Raw genomic sequence first — 15295 nt, forward strand, 5'->3', positions numbered from 1 at the left:
GCGAACGGGGCCGCCTCAGTCCTCGTCGTCGGGCGCGTCGTTTCCGCCGGGCGGCGGCGCCGGCGCGTCGGCGGCGGCAAGCCAGAGCAGCCGGTCCCCCGCGCGCAGCCGCGGCGGGTCGGTCCGGCCCAGAAAACCGATCTCGCCGCCGCTGAGCACCGCCAGCGGCGACGCGCCGGGATGCGCGGCGCGCCAGGCGTCCCAGTCGGCCTGCTCCTTGTCCAGTTCCGACAGCCGGAAGCCGTCGCCGTCGGTGCCGCGGCGCGCCAGCTCGGCATGGGTCAGCCCGCCGCCGAACGGCCGCCCGCCCAGCGTCACCGGCAGGCCGCGCGGGTTGCCGTCGGCCTCGGCGCGGCCCGGCTGGAACACGTTGCTGCGGCCGAACTCGGGCGCGAAATCGGTGCAGACCAGGGTGTTGTAGGCGTCGTTGTCGGTGGCGGCGACCAGCGTGCCGTAGGCGTTCATGTCGAGGTGATGCTCGGCCGCCTCGGACAGGATCTCGCCATGGTAATAGGGCAGCTTCGCCGCCCGCGCCGCGGCCAGCCGGTGCCAGTTGCGGTCCGCGACCAGCACCGGCAGCTCGGCGCCGCGCAGCCGCTCGGCCAGCGCCACCGTCCACGGGCTGCCGCCGACGATCAGCACCCCGGGCACGTCGGTCGAGACCAGCCCCAGCGCGCGCGCCACCGGCCGGATCGAGAAACCGGACAGCACCACCGTCGCCGCCACCAGCGCGAAGGCCAGCGGCGGCAGCCGTGCGCCGTCCTCGAAGCCCAGCTCGACCAGCCGGGCGCCGAACAGCCCCGCCACCGCCACCGCGACGATGCCGCGCGGCGCGATCCAGGCGGTGATCAGCTTCTCCTGCCAGGGCAGACCGGTGCCGGCCAGCGCGATCGACACCGCCAGCGGCCGCGCCACCAGCACGATCGCCAGGATGAACAGCACCGCGCGCCAGTCCAGCTGCGCCAGCTGCTCGGTATCGAGTGCGGCGGCGAGCAGGATGAACACGCCCGACACCAGGATCACGGTGACATGTTCCTTGAACCGGCGCAGTTCCTCGAACGATTCCAGCCGGGCATTGGCCAGCACCACGCCCATGACGGTGACCGCCAGCAGCCCGCTTTCGTGCAGCAGGCTGTCGGTCGAGGCGTAGACCGCCAGCACCGCGCCGAACAGCACCGGCACCTTCATGTATTCGGGCACCTGCCCGCGCCGGAACGCCCAGGCGATGGCGCGGCCGACGGCCAGGCCGGCCAGCGCGGCGACGCCGACGCCGAGGGCGAAATCCTCGGCCGCCCTGGCGAGCGTTCCGGCCCCGGCCAGCGCGGCGATCACCTCGAACGCCAGCACGGCGCACAGCGCGCCGACCGGGTCGTTGACGATCGCCTCCCAGCGCAGCACCTGCGCCGGTCGGGACTTCAGCCGCGCCTGGCGCAGCAGCGGGATGATCACCGTGGGCCCGGTGACGACGAGGATGCCGCCGAACACCGTGGCGCTGGCCCAGTCCAGACCGGCGCCGTAGCGGCTGGCGAGCGTCGCGAACAGCCAGCCCAGCGGCGCGCCCACCAGCACCATGCGGCGCACGGCGGGGCCGGTGGCGCGCAACTCGTGCAGGTTCAGCGTCAGCCCGCCCTCGAACAGGATCACCGCGACCGCGACCGCGACCACCGGGCGCAGCAGCTCGCCGAAGGCGGCTTCGGGGTCGAGCAGGCCGGTCATCGGCCCGGCCACCAGCCCCGCGGCCAGCATCAGCACGATGGCCGGCATCTGCAGCCGCCAGGCCAGCCACTGCGCGCCGATGCCCAGACCGCCGATTATGGCGAAGATCGTCACCGGCTCCATGCCGTGCCCTCCGTTCAACCCCTGGCGTCCGCCCCGGCGCCGCGCACTGCGTTCCGCGGCCCCGTGCCTCAGCCCCGTACTTAAATCCCGCGCCTCAGCCCCTGTGGTGCCGCTTACCCGGCGCCTGCGCCAGCATCCGCAACCGCAGGTCCGCGCCGACCCCGGCCCAGCCCAGAACATGCCACGCCGCCACCCGGCCGGCGTTGTAGGGCGTGGCCAGCGCCTCGCGCAGCAGATCCCGTACGCCGGTGAACGGCCCCGGCGTGGCGTAGCCGGTGACCCGGATCCCGCCCCAGGCCAGCGACAGGCGGGCGCGCGCCATGTGGTAGCCGTGGGTGACCAGCAGCACCTCGGCGCCGGGGATCAGCGGCCGGCTGAGCAGCGCGTTCTGCAGCGTGGAATGGGCGCCGTCCTCGACGATGATCGCCGCCTCGGGCACGCCCAGCCGGCGCGCCAGATCCGCCATCAGCGCGCCGTGCGCGCGGAATCCGGGCAGCGCCGGACCGCCGGTGAACAGCAGCTTCGGCGCCCGGCCCTGCCGCCACAGCGCGACGCCGGTCTCGACCCGCGCCACCGCCGCCCGCCCCAGCGTGCCGTCGATCTCGGTCGCGGCGCCCAGCACCAGGATCACGTCGGCGCGCTCGGGCAGCCGCCCGCGGGCCTGCCACAGCGCGCTGAGCGAGACGAAGGCGAGCGCGACGCCGAACCCGGCGGCAACCAGCAGCAGCGGGCGCAGGATCACCGCCCGCCCTCTGCCGGGTCCTTCAGCGACCGGCGCATGATCTTGCCGGTGGCGGTCATCGGCAGATCGTCGACGAACGCCACCTCGCGCGGCGCGACATGCGGCGAGACGCGGCTGCGCACCCGCTCGATCAGCGCCTCTGCCAGGCCCTCGGTCGCCGCGCCCCGGCGCAGCACCACGAACGCCTTGACCGCCTCGGTGCGGATCGGGTCGGGCACGCCGACGGCGGCGGCCATGGCGACGTCGGGATGGCCGGTCAGGCAGTCCTCGATCTCGGTCGGGCCGATGCGGTAGCCGGACGAAGTGATGACGTCGTCGGTCCGCGCCGAGAAGAACACGTAGCCCGCGTCGTCCATCACCGCCACGTCGCCGGTGCGCATCCAGTCGCCGGCGAACTTCTCGGCGGTCTTGTCGGGCCGGCCCCAGTATTCCAGGAACATCGCCGGATCGGGCCGGCGCACGGCGATCTCGCCGGCCGTGCCGGCGGGCAGCGGCCGGCCGTCGTCGCCGAGGATCGCGACCTCGTGCCCCGGCACCGCACGGCCCATCGAGCCGGGCTTCGGCGGCAGCACCCCGGCGGCGTTCGACAGCACCAGGTTGCACTCGGTCTGGCCGTAGAACTCGTTGATGTCGCGCCCGAAGGTGGCGCGGCCCCACTCCAGCATCCCCGCGCCCAGCGCCTCGCCGCCCGAGGCGACCGAGCGCAGCGTGGGCATCACCCTGGGCGGCACCTGACGCATCAGCTTCAGCGCGGTGGGCGGCAGGAAGACGTTGCGCACCTCAAGCCTGTCCATCAGCCACCAGGCGTGTTCGGGGTCGAACCGGGCCCTGCGGTGCGCGACCAGCGGCACGCCCAGCGCCAGCGCCGGCAGTGCCACGTTCATCAGCCCGCCCATCCAGGCCCAGTCGGCCGGTGTCCACAGCCGGTCGCCGGGCTGCGGCAGGAACTCGTGGTGCAGTTCCACCGCCGGCAGGTGGCCCAGCAGCACCCGGTGCGCGTGCAGCGCGCCCTTGGGCGGGCCGGTGGTGCCCGAGGTGTAGCAGATCAGCGCCGGATCGTCCGGTCCGGTGTCGGCGGTCGGACAGGCGTCGGCGGCGCGGCCAAGCTCCTGCCAGAAGGCATGCACGCCGCTGCCGGTGCCGTCGACCGAGAACACCTCGGCCAGATCGGGCAGATCGGCACGGATCGCCTGCACCTTGTCCAGGTTGGCGCGGTCGGTGACCAGCGCGCGCGCGCCGCTGTCGGACAGCCGGAAGCGCAGGCCGTCCTCGCCGAACAGGGTGAACAGCGGCACCGCGATCGCACCCAGCTTGTAGGCCGCCAGATGGGTGATCAGCGTCTCGGGCGTCTGCGGCAGCAGCACCGCGACGCGGTCGCCGCGGCCGACCCCGTGCCCGCGCAGCACGTTGGCGAAGCGGCCGGCGGCGCGGCTGAGTTCGGCATAGCTGTAATGCCGGGTCTCGCCCTCGGGGCGCAGCAGGGTCAGCGCGCGGCGGTCGGGCTCGGCCCGGGCCCAGCGCTCGGAGGCGATCTCGGCGATGTTCAGCCGCGTCGGCGCGGGCCAGCGGAACGCGGCGCGCATCGCGTCCCAGTCGCCGGCGCGCGGCACGAGGCTGATCCTGTCGTTCACGCTGCCGTGCCTTCCGCGAAACCCCTGCCGGCGCGCGGACCCGGCGGCCCGCGCTGGCGTCACAGTTCCATTTCCACCGGGACGGCGCAAGTAGGGCGCAAGCAGAGCCGGCCGCCATCGCCGGCCGGCTTCACATGCGCGACAGGTCGCCTTGCGGGCCCCAGCCGTCCGCAGTAACGTCGGCGGCATGACACAACCGCTTGTCGATCCCTTCGCGCGCGCGATCACCTATCTCCGGGTCTCGGTCACCGACCGCTGCGATTTCCGCTGCGTCTACTGCATGTCCGAGCACATGACCTTCCTGCCGAAGAAGGACCTGCTGACGCTGGAGGAGCTGGACCGGCTGTGCTCGCGCTTCGTGGCGCTGGGCGTGCGCAAGCTGCGCATCACCGGCGGCGAGCCGCTGGTGCGCAAGGGCATCATGACCTTCTTCGAGGCGATGTCGCGGCACCTGGCCTCGGGCGCTCTGGACGAGCTGACGCTGACCACCAACGGCAGCCAGCTGCGCCGCTTCGCGCGGCCGCTGGCCGACTGCGGCGTGCGCCGGGTCAACGTCTCGCTGGACACGCTGGACGAGGACAAGTTCCGGGCGGTGACCCGCTGGGGCCGGTTCGCGCAGGTGATGGACGGGATCGACGCCGCGCAGGAGGCCGGGATCCGGGTCAAGATCAACGCCGTCGCGCTGAAGGGCGTCAACGACGACGAGGCGCACCGCTTCGTCGAATGGTGCGCCGGGCGCGGGTTCGACCTGACCTTCATCGAGGTCATGCCGATGGGCGAGGACATGGGCGACGGGCTGCGGCTGGACCAGTACTGGAGCCTGGACGACGTGCGCGCGCACCTGGCCCGGCGCTGGACGCTGACCGACATCCCGCTGTCGACCGGCGGTCCGGCGCGCTACGTCCGGGTCGAGGAGACCGGCCAGCGGATCGGCTTCATCACGCCGCTGTCGCACAATTTCTGCGAAAGCTGCAACCGCGTCCGTCTGACCTGCACCGGCCAGCTGTACATGTGCCTCGGCCAGGAGGACGACGCCGATCTGCGCCGGGTGCTGCGCGACAGCGACGACGACGCGGCACTGGACGCCGCGATCCGCGCCGCCATCGACCGCAAGCCCAGGGGCCACGATTTCGACTATTCGCGGCAGAAGGTCGCCGGCACCATGACCCGGCACATGAGCCACACCGGCGGCTGACTCCGGCGGCTGGCCCCGGCGGATCTGGCCGCCGCGGCGCGGCGCGGCACGCAAGAGCCGGAATGACCCGTCGACGACGCAGGATGTCGGTCTCGCCCACACGCATTTCAGCCTGCACCGCGCCGCGACCGAAGCCGGCCGCGTTCACGAACGCATTCATCGCCTGGGAACCTGCTCGGCCGCCGAGGTCGAGCAAGGGCTCGACGACGGGCAGACCGCCGGATGCCTGCGCTGCAGGATCGAATCCGTCCCCGGCGACGCGTCGGGTTTCCCGGTGGCTATCGCCCTCCCGACCCGGGATGAAGCAGCACCGGTTCCGGAAGCGGCCGCTCAGGTCCAGCCGCTCGGGGCCGGCCCCCGAGGCAAGGGCTCCGATGACGAACGGGCCCCCGCGGTCTGTCCGCGAAGGCCCGTCCTGTTCCGCGCCCCGTCACGGGGCCGGAGATCCGCGATGCTGCCGCGGGATCAGTGCCGCGACAGGAAGTCGTCGACCTCGCGCTCGGCCTCGGCGCGCTCCTTGCCGTAGCGCTTCTGGATCGCGCCGACCAGTTGATCGCGCTGGCCTTCGATGCGGTCGAGATCGTCGTTGGTCAGGTCGCCCCAGGCTTCCTGCACCTTGCCCCTCAACTGCTTCCAGTTGCCCTGCATCTGATCGTTGTTCATTTCATTCCCCCTTGCCTTGAAGGACCCGGCGGCCGTTCCGCCGTGTCGCTAGCAGAACGCCGAGCCGCCCGCGTCGGTTCCTCCGCGCGCCGCCGGCGATCGGCGGCAGATCGCCGCGCGGGTCCATCGCGTCGCGCAGCCCGTCGCCGATGTAGTTGACGCTGAGCACGGTGAGCGAGATCGCCAGCCCGGGCCAGATCACCCGCGTCGGGTGCAGCGACATGAAGTTCACGCCGTCGAACAGCAGCCGCCCCCAGGTCGGGAAATCCGACGGAAACCCCAGACCCAGGAAGGACAGCGCGCTTTCCAGCAGGATCGCGTTGGCCACGCCCAGCGCCGCCGAAACCACGATCGGCGACAGCACGTTGGGCAGGATGTGGCGGGTCACGATCCGCCGCGGCCGGGTGCCGATGGCGCGTGCGGCCAGCACGTATTCCTGTTCGCGCAGGGCCAGCACCTCGCCGCGGACGATGCGCGCGGTCTGCATCCAGCTGGTGACGCCGATGACGAAGACGATCAGCAGGAAGATCCCGGTCTCGGGGCCGAAGGCGGCGCGCAGGCTGTCGCGGAACAGCATGATCACCACCAGCAGCAGCGGCAGCAGCGGCAGCGCCAGGAACAGGTCGACCAGCCGCATCAACGGGCCGTCCAGCCAGCGCACGAAGCCGGCCAGCACTCCCACCAGCGTGCCCAGCGCGAGCCCCAGCAGCATCGCGCTGGTGCCGACCGCCAGCGACACCCTGCCCCCGGAAAGCACCTGCGCCAGCAGATCGCGGCCCAGGTTATCGGTGCCCAGCGGGTGCTTCCAGGACATGCCCTGGTTGCGGTCAAGATAGTCCAGGTACTGCGGATCGATCCGGTGCAGCAGCGGGCCGAACAGCGTCAGCGCCACGATCGCGGCCAGCACCAGCAGGCCTGCGACCGCGCCGCGGTGCGCCGCGAACCGCGCCGCCACGGCGCCGCGCCCGCCGCGGCGCCGTGGCGGGATCGCCGGCAGCGGCTCAGTCATAGCGCACCCGCGGGTCCAGCACGGCGTAAAGCAGGTCGGCGACCAGGTTGAACAGCACGATCATCACCGCGAACAGGAAGGTCAGCGTCTGCACCAGCGGGATGTCGGCGCTGTAGACGCCCTGGATCAGCAGCTGGCCGATGCCGTTGATGCGGAAGATCTGCTCGGTGATGACCGCCCCGCCCAGCGCCTGCGGAAAGCCCAGCGCGATCACCGTGACCACCGGGATCAGCGAGTTGCGCAGCACGTGGACCCAGACCACCGCGCGCTCGCGCAGGCCCTTGGCGCGGGCGGTACGCACATAGTCCTGGTCCATGTTGTCCAGCATCGAGGCGCGCAGGAAGCGGCTGATCTGGGCGGCGTTGTACAGCGCCAGCACCGCCACCGGCATCAGCATCTGCCGCACCTGGAACCAGAAGCTGTCCCAGTCGGTGACCCGGTGGCCGGTGTCGTAGACCGACGGCAGCCACTGCAGCTTGATCGAGAACGCGACGATCAGCAGCAGGCCGGTGAAGAAGGTCGGCACCGAGTATCCGACCATCGACACGAAGGTGCCGAGCTGGTCGAACCAGCTGTACTGGCGATAGGCCGAGATCACCCCGATCGGCAGCGCGATCAGCACGCCGATCACATAGGACATGCCGATCACCCACAGCGTCTGCGGCAGCCGCTCGACGATCAGGTCCAGCACCGGGGCGCGGGTGCTCCAGCTGATCACCCGCAGCCGGCCCTCGGCCGCGCCGAGGCTGACCCCGGTCCAGCGTTCGAGCAGCGCCAGCGGCTCGTTCCAGAAGAACTGCACGCACCATTTGAGGTAACGTACCGGCATCGGCTGATCCAGGCCCAGCTGGCGGCGGATGTCGGCACGCACCTCGGGCGGGATCGTCAGCGGCAGGCTGCCGGTGGGGTCGTTCGGCGCCAGGTCGAGGATCGCGAAGACGATGAAGCTGATCGCCAGCAGCGTCGGGACCGCGAACGCCAGCCGGCGCAGGGTGTAGCTCAACATCCCCGCGGCCGCCGCCCCGCCGCCGCGTCGGCGGCGGGGGGCGCGGGCGTGTCCGGCGCGCGGCCGCTCACTGCGCCCGTGTCCAGTCCTCGACGTTCCACAGCTCGCTGTCCCAGGAGTTCATGCGCACGCCCCGGATCGACGCGGCGTGCGCCGACACGTCGCCGCGGTGCACCAGCGGGATGAACGCGCCGGCCGCGATCAGCAGGTCGTTCATCCGCCTGGCCAGCGCCGCCCGCTCCTCCAGCGAGGCGGTCTTGCCCATCTCGGCGACCAGCGCATCGTACTGCTCGCTGCAGAAGCGCGGGATGTTCGAGCCGACCCACTGGTTCTCGGGCGACGGGATCTCGCCGCACTGCCAGTTGGCCATGTACTTTTCGGGGTCGGTGCCGTCGAAGGTGTTGGTGTACATCTCGATGTCGGCATAGAACTTCTGGATCGTGTCCGGGCTGGACGGATCGCTGCCGAAGAACACCGAGGCGTCGATGCTGCGCAGTTCGGTCTCGACGCCGATCGCCTGCCACATCTGCTTGACCAGCGCCTGCGTGCCCTGCCGCACCGAGTTGACCGAGCTGACGAACAGGATCGACAGCCGCACGCCGTCCTTCTCGCGCACGCCGTCGGCGCCGCGGACCCAGCCGGCCTCGTCCAGCAGGCGGTTCGCCTCGTCGACGTCGGGCGTCATGCACCAGTCGTTGGCGGTCGAGACCATCATCTCGGGCGCGGGCAGGATGTTGCACGTCACCTTGCCGGCGCTGCCGTAGCCGGCGTCGACCAGGATCTGCCGGTCGATCGCCAGGCTCAGCGCCCGGGTCACCGCCGGATCGGTCAGGAACGGGTGCGGATGGGCGACGGTCGAGCGCGCCTCGCCCAGGCTCGGGTCCGGGTCCGACAGGTTGACCACCAGCCGTTCGACCGCGGGACCGAAGGACGACACCACCGTGCCCTTGCCCGCCGCGGCCATGGCGTCGAGAATCTCGGGCTCGACCTGCAGGTTCCAGGCATAGTCGAATTCGCCGGTCTCCAGCACCGCGCGGGCGGCGCTGGCGGCGTCGCCGCCGCCCTTGAACACCACGGTGGCGAAGGCGGGCTTGTCCGGGTCGCGGTAGTTCGGGTTCGCCTCGAGCGTGACCACGTCGTTGGCCTTGAACTCGGTCACCCGGAACGGGCCGGTGCCGATCGGGTTGAAGTTCGCCTCGGTGCAGGCGGTGGCCTTCTCGCCCAGGCAGTCGGCAAACTGCGCCCTCTGGATCACCGGCGACATCGCCCCGACCAGCGGGCCGTAGGGAAACGGCTTGGGCACCGAGAAGGTGATCCTGACCGTCTGCACGTCGACCGCCTCGACGCTTTCGACGTCGGTGAACTTGGCGGCGGAGTTGCAGCCGCCGTCCGGGTGCATGCAGTACTCGGCCGAGAACTTCACGTCCTCGGCGGTCAGCGGGGTGCCGTCGGACCACAGGATGTCATCGCGCAGCGTCCAGGTGATCGTCGTCAGGTCCTCGGACACGCCGCCGTTCTCGATGGTCGGGATCTCGGTGACCAGCACCGGCACCATGTTGCCGGCCTCGTCGTAGTTCGCCAGCGGATCGAGGATCAGCGAAGCGGCCTCGAGATCCTTGGTGCCCCCGGACAGATACGGGTTCAGGATCGACGCCGCCTGCCAGTACAGCAGGTTCAGCTGACCGTCCGCGCCGCGCTCTGCCTGTGCGCCGGTGGCGGCAATGCTCAATGCGGCGGCGCTGGCCAGAATAGTCTCGAGTCGCATCAATGGCTCCTGTTTCTCACGCTGGGGGTGGTTAAGGCCGATACTCGCGGCGGACCGAACGCGGCTCATGCTACGGGCTGTGCAGCATATGGCAAGCCGCACGATGCCCCGGCCCGACGCTGATCTCCGGCGGCTCGCGGGCGGCGCAGATCTCCGCCGCCAGCGGGCACCGGCTGCGGAACCGGCAGCCCGACGGCGGCCGCTCGGCGCTGGGCACCTCGCCGCGCAGCAGGATCCGGCGGCGGGCGGCCTCGGCGACCGGGTCGGGGCGCGGGATCGCGGACAGCAGCGCCTGGGTGTACGGATGCCGCGGGCTGTCGAAGATCGCCGCGCGCGGGCCGGACTCGACGATCCGGCCGAGATACATCACCGCCACCCGGTCGGCCATGTGCCGGACCACCGACAGGTCGTGGCTGATGAACAGATAGGTCAGTCCCAGCCGCGCCTGCAGATCCTCCAGCAGGTTCACCACCTGCGCCTGGATCGACACGTCCAGCGCCGCCACCGGCTCGTCGCAGACCACGAAGCGCGGCTCCAGCGCCAATGCGCGGGCGATGCCGATGCGCTGGCGCTGCCCGCCCGAGAACGCGTGCGGATGGCGCCGCGCCTGGTCCGGGTCCAGCCCGACGTCGCGCATCAGACCGGCGACCCGCTCGCGGCGCTCGGCCGGGCGCATCGGGCGGTGCTCGCGCAGCGGCTCGGCGATGATCTCCTCGACCGTCAGCCGCGGGTTCAGGCTGGCCATCGGGTCCTGGAAGATCATCTGCATCCGCGGCCGCAGCGGCCGCAGCTGCGCCGCGCTCAGCCCCGAGATGTCGCGGCCCTCCAGCTCGATCCGCCCGGCGGTCGGGCGGTACAGGCGCAGCAGCGTGCGGCCCACGGTGGTCTTGCCGCAGCCGCTTTCGCCGACCAGGCCCAGCGTCTCGCCGGCGGCGATCTCCAGGTCGACGCCGTCCACGGCGCGCAGGATGGCGCGGCGCCCGCGCAGCAGGCCGCCGCGCAGCCGGAAATGCTTCGCCAGGCCGGTGGCGCGGACCAGCGGCCCGCCCGCATCCCCGAGGGCGCCGTCAGGCATGCGCGGTCTCGGCCGGATCGGGCACCAGGTGGCAGGCGGCGCGATGCTCCGGGCCCACCGGCCGCAACTCCGGCCGCGGCCCGGCGCAGCGGTCGAACGCCCGCGCGCAGCGGGGCCGGAACGGGCAGTCGCCGGTCAGCGTCTCAAGCCGCGGCGGCTGGCCCGGGATCGCGCGCAGCCGCGCCTCCCGCGGGCCGTCCGGCCGCGGCAGCGCCGCCAGCAGCGCGCGGGTGTAGGGATGTCGGGGATCGGCGAACAGCGCGCGCACCGGCGCCTGCTCGACGATGCGTCCGGCGTACATCACGATCACCCGGTCGGCGATGCCGGCGATCACGCCCAGATCGTGGGTGATCCAGATCACCGCCATGCCCAGCTGCCGGCGCAGATCGCGCAGCAGCTCGAGGATCTGCGCCTGCACGGTCACGTCCAGCGCGGTGGTCGGCTCGTCGGCGATCAGCACCCGCGGCTTGCAGGCCAGCGCCATGGCGATCATCACCCGCTGGCGCTGCCCGCCCGAGAACTGGTGCGGATACTGCTCAAGCCGCCGCTTCGGATCGGGAATGCCGACCAGCGCCAGCAGCTCGGCGGCGCCGGCGCGCGCGGCGCGGCGCGACAGGCCGCGATGCACGCGCAACGGCTCGGCCAGCTGGTGGCCGATGCTCAGCACCGGGTTCAGCGAGGTCGCCGGATCCTGGAACACGTAGCCGAATTCGCTGCCGCGCAGCCGCCGCAGCCGCTCGGGCGTGGCGCGCAAAAGGTCGTCGCCGTCGAACAGCACCTGGCCGCCGACCACCGAGGCCGATCTGGCGGGCAGCAGGCCCAGCAGCGCCAGCATCGCCGCCGATTTGCCGGCGCCGCTTTCGCCGACCAGGCCCAGCACCTCGCCGCGGCCCAGGGTGAACGACACGCCGTTGACCGCGTGCACCACGGCATCGCGCGTGCGGTATACCGCTGCAAGATCGCGCACTTCCAGGATCGGCGCGGCGCCGTCCGGCATCTGTCACTCCCCGGTTGGTCCGCGACAACTTCGGACCCTGCGGAACCTAAGCAGCAAGCCATTGGAGAAGCAACGTTACAGGTGCGGCTTCCGCCGCGTCAGCGGACCACGCGCACCCGCTCGTCCAGCTCCGCGATCCGGGTCAGGTCGCGGCGGAAGGCGCGGTTGAAGGCGCGCTCCTGCTCGACGCTCCACATCCGGTACTGCCAGTTGCCGTCGGTGCGCGGATGGTCGCGGGCGACCGCCTCGCGGGCTTCGCGCATCGCCTCGGCGCCCTCGGCCGCGCCGATCGCGATCAGCGCCTCGATGGCGTCATGGCTCAGGCTGGGGCGGTGGCTGGCGCCGGCGGTGTCGAAACCCGCCGCCGGATCCAGCCCGGCGACCAGGTTCAGGAACCGCTGCGGATCCTGCTTGAATTCCATGAAGTTCCAGACGGCAAGCCGCGCCTGCGGAAACGCCGCGCGCACCGCCTCGAGCAGCGGCACCCAGCTCGGACCGCCCTGCAGCCAGCCGGCGCGGAACTCCTCCGGTCCGACGAACCGGCGCAGGCTGCCGCGCAGGCTTTCGCCGTAGACCGAGCGCGCGAACTGCCCGTGATGGCGCAGCGCCACGAACACCTCGACCTCGTGCCCGGCCAGCAGCGGCGCCAGCGCCGCCAGCCGCGCCGCGGCGGTGGGATAGAGCCGCTGGCTCTCGACCATCTCGCGCGGGGTGCCGATCAGGTTCTCGTCGGACAGCAGCAGCCGCGCCGCGCCGGCCGAGGCCAGCATCCCGGCCAGCGCCTCGGCGGCCTTCGCCTGCCGCGCTCCGGCGCCGGCCTCGTCCGCGGCCGCGGGGCGCAGCCGCCGGGTGACGGTCTTGCGGAATTCCTCGGTCGGCACATGCGCCACGCCGCGCCCGGCCAGCATCCCGCGTTCGGCCGCGAAGGCGTCCTGCATGAAGGTCGAGGCGGTCTTGTGCACGCCAAGGTGCAATGCGATCTTCATCGAGCTGTCCCGAAAATGGCCCGTTTTCCGTGGTCCTACGCCAGTTCGCGGGCGCTGACCAGCCGCACCCGCGGCATCCGGGCAAGCGCCTCGAGGTCGGCGACGTAGTCCGCCTGCAACGCCGCCGCGCGCCCCGCGTCCCACAGGCTGAACGCCGGCCACGCCTCGCCGCGCGGATAGCGGGCGCGGATGTCCGGCTCGGCGGCGCGGGCGGCGGGCGGTCCCTGCGCGGCACGCACGCGCAGGATCTCGTCGATGGCGCGCGCCGACAGCCCCTCGCGGCGGAACTTCGCGCGCACCACGACCCTGGTGCCGGGCGGCAGCCCCACCAGCCGGTTCACCGCACCCGCCGGCGCACCGGTCAGCGCGTCGAAGTCCCAGACGGTAAGCGACGCCTGCGGGGCCGCGCGCAGCAGCGCCGCGACCAGCGCGGTCCAGCGCGGCCGGCATTCCCACCAGCGCGCGGCGACGCTGTCCGGCGTCTGCCGTTTCGCCGCGCCGATCCGCACCGCCTCGGCCATCAGCGACGAGGAAAACCGGTCCTGCGCCCGGATGCCCAGGAACAGCTCGACCGGGCGGTCGCCCAGCAGCGCCGCCAGCGTCGTCATCCGCCGTCCGGCCGAAGGGTAGAGCGCACCGTTGCGCAGCACCTCGGTGATGCCGCCGATCATGTTCTCGTCCGAGATCACCAGCCGCCCGGCGCCGCGGGCCTCGGCCGCCAGCCAGCGCCGCGCGCGCAGCGCCGCCAGCGCGCGGCCGGCGCGGTGCGTCCTGCGGTCCAGCAGCGGCCGGGTGATCCGCGCCCGCACCCGGTCCCGGTCCAGCAGGCGGACGCCGGCGGCGCCGTGCGCCGCGGCGTTCGCCGCCATCACCTGATAGAGCCAGGTGGAGCCGGTCTTCTGCGCCCCCAGATGCACCGCCACCGCCGGCGGCGCGTCAGTTGCCATAGGCGACCGAGGGCAGCCAGGTGACCAGCGACGGGATCCGGAACACGATCGCCAGGCCGATCAGCTGCAGGATCACGAACGGCACGATGCCGCGGTAGATGTGCGCCAGGCTGACCTGCGGCGGGCACACGCCCTTGAGGTAGAACAGCGCGAACCCGACCGGCGGCGTCAGGAACGAGGTCTGCAGCGTCACCGCCACCAGGATCGCGAACCACACCACCGAGGGGTTGCGCACCACGCCGTAGCCGTCGATCTCCAGCCCCAGGTTCAGGATGATCGGCAGCATCAGCGGCATGACGATCAGCGTGATCTCGATCCAGTCCAGCAGGAAGCCCAGCAGGAAGATGATGAACAGGATGAACATCACGATCATGTAGGGCTCGGTGAAGGCGGCGGTGACCATTGCCTCGACGATTTCGTCGCCGCCGTAGCGGCGCAGGATGAAGGCGAAGAAGTTCGCCGCCAGGAAGATGCCGACGATGTAGCCGCAGGTGTTCAGCGTCGAGCGCGACACCTCCTTCAGGACGGTGTAGTCGAGCCGGCGGTTCAGCAGCGCCAGGACCGTCGCGCCCAGCGCGCCCAGCCCCGACGCCTCGGTCGGCGTCGCCAGCCCGATGAAGATCGAACCCAGCACCAGCAGGATCAGGAACATCGGCGGCACCACCGACAGCAGCACCTCGCGCACCACCGGCCAGCCGACATGCTCGTGCTTCTCGGGCAGCGGCATGGCGTGCGGGTTCAGCAGGCCGTAGACGACGATGAAGACGATGTAGAGCGCGCCCAGCAGCAGGCCGGGGAACAGCGCGCCCATGAACAGGTCGCCCAGGCTGATCGCCAGCTGGTCCGACATGATCACCAGCATGATCGACGGCGGGATCAGGATGCCCAGCGTGCCGGCGCTGGCGATGGTGCCGGTGGCGATCGAGGTCTGGTAGTTCTGCTGCAGCATCTGCGGCAGCGCCATCACCCCCAGCAGCGTCACCGACGCGCCGATCACCCCGGTCGAGGCCGCCAGGATGATGCCGATCAGCAGCACGGTCAGCGCCAGCCCGCCGCGCAGCGCGCCGAACAGGCGCTGCATCGAGTGCATCATCCGCTGCGCGACGCCGGACTGGTCCAGCATCAGCCCCATGAAGATGAACATCGGCAGCGCCACCAGCACCGGGTTCTTGATGATCGAGCCGAACAGCCGCCCGCCCAGCGTGCCCAGCCGCCGGTAGTCGATGCCGGTGCGGTCGAAGGCGATGATGTCGCGGAACGCCTGGCGGTTCGGGTCCAGCAGAAGCTCGGCCACCAGCGAGAAGATCAGCGCCACGCCGACCAGTGCGAAGGCCACCGGCACGCCGCGGAACAGCATCACGATGAAGGTCAGGAACATCGCCGCGACGGCAAGCTCGTTCAGGGTCAGGTACTGACCCAGGAATGCCAGGATCTGCATCG

The 15295-nt window shown here is 71.8% G+C and carries 13 protein-coding genes; 1 reads left to right on the top strand and 12 read right to left on the bottom strand.

The features are described from left to right. Positions 1-15: 15 nt before the first annotated feature. The 3 genes from GE300_RS05870 to GE300_RS05880 all read right to left on the bottom strand — a co-directional run bounded on the left by GE300_RS05870 (position 16) and on the right by GE300_RS05880 (position 4164). Positions 16-1839 (bottom strand): cation:proton antiporter, encoded by a 1824-nt coding sequence (locus tag GE300_RS05870; RefSeq protein WP_154445635.1) that lies wholly within the window; start codon positions 1837-1839, stop codon positions 16-18. Between the two features lie 94 nt (positions 1840-1933). Beyond that, complete coding sequence (locus tag GE300_RS05875) at positions 1934-2581, bottom strand: YdcF family protein (protein ID WP_154445636.1); 648 nt, start codon at positions 2579-2581, stop codon at positions 1934-1936. Continuing rightward, entirely contained in the window at positions 2578-4164 is a 1587-nt protein-coding gene (locus GE300_RS05880) for an AMP-binding protein (RefSeq protein WP_154445873.1), read from the bottom strand. The genes GE300_RS05875 and GE300_RS05880 overlap by 4 nt, the downstream gene beginning before the upstream one ends. A 235-nt stretch (positions 4165-4399) precedes the next feature. Between GE300_RS05880 and moaA the strand changes: the two genes are divergently transcribed. Continuing rightward, positions 4400-5407 (top strand): GTP 3',8-cyclase MoaA, encoded by a 1008-nt coding sequence (moaA, locus tag GE300_RS05885; protein WP_154445637.1) that lies wholly within the window; start codon positions 4400-4402, stop codon positions 5405-5407. 465 nt (positions 5408-5872) lie between these two features. Here moaA and GE300_RS05890 read toward each other — a convergent pair whose 3' ends face one another. The 9 genes from GE300_RS05890 to GE300_RS05930 form a co-directional block, all read right to left on the bottom strand. Further along, positions 5873-6070, bottom strand: a complete 198-nt coding sequence (locus tag GE300_RS05890; protein WP_154445638.1) for a CsbD family protein — start codon at positions 6068-6070, stop codon at positions 5873-5875. A 1-nt stretch (position 6071) separates the two neighbouring features. Further along, the gene (locus GE300_RS05895) at positions 6072-7079 is read right to left on the bottom strand and encodes an ABC transporter permease (RefSeq protein ID WP_154445639.1); all 1008 of its coding nucleotides are present in this window, start codon (positions 7077-7079) and stop codon (positions 6072-6074) included. Then, entirely contained in the window at positions 7072-8085 is a 1014-nt protein-coding gene (locus tag GE300_RS05900) for an ABC transporter permease (protein WP_154445640.1), read from the bottom strand. The genes GE300_RS05895 and GE300_RS05900 overlap by 8 nt, the downstream gene beginning before the upstream one ends. A gap of 67 nt (positions 8086-8152) precedes the next feature. Then, positions 8153-9850 carry a peptide ABC transporter substrate-binding protein gene (locus tag GE300_RS05905; protein ID WP_154445641.1) on the bottom strand — a complete coding sequence of 566 codons (1698 nt, stop codon included), beginning with the start codon at positions 9848-9850 and terminating at the stop codon, positions 8153-8155. Positions 9851-9920: 70 nt separating this feature from the next. Continuing rightward, on the bottom strand, positions 9921-10925 hold the full coding sequence (locus GE300_RS05910) for an ABC transporter ATP-binding protein (protein ID WP_154445642.1): 1005 nt from the start codon (positions 10923-10925) through the stop codon (positions 9921-9923). Further along, complete coding sequence (locus tag GE300_RS05915) at positions 10918-11922, bottom strand: ABC transporter ATP-binding protein (protein ID WP_154445643.1); 1005 nt, start codon at positions 11920-11922, stop codon at positions 10918-10920. Before GE300_RS05915 ends, GE300_RS05910 begins: the two co-directional genes overlap by 8 nt. 98 nt (positions 11923-12020) lie before the next feature. Next, a complete protein-coding gene (locus GE300_RS05920; protein WP_154445644.1) occupies positions 12021-12908 on the bottom strand; it encodes a hypothetical protein in 888 nt (295 codons plus the stop codon). A 35-nt stretch (positions 12909-12943) separates the two neighbouring features. Further along, a complete protein-coding gene (locus GE300_RS05925; RefSeq protein ID WP_154445645.1) occupies positions 12944-13855 on the bottom strand; it encodes a hypothetical protein in 912 nt (303 codons plus the stop codon). Then, a complete protein-coding gene (locus tag GE300_RS05930; RefSeq protein ID WP_154445646.1) occupies positions 13845-15293 on the bottom strand; it encodes a TRAP transporter large permease in 1449 nt (482 codons plus the stop codon). Before GE300_RS05930 ends, GE300_RS05925 begins: the two co-directional genes overlap by 11 nt. Positions 15294-15295 lie beyond the last annotated feature (2 nt).

The sequence above is a fragment of the Halovulum marinum genome, from assembly GCF_009697225.1.
GTDB classification, from domain to species: domain Bacteria; phylum Pseudomonadota; class Alphaproteobacteria; order Rhodobacterales; family Rhodobacteraceae; genus Halovulum; species Halovulum marinum.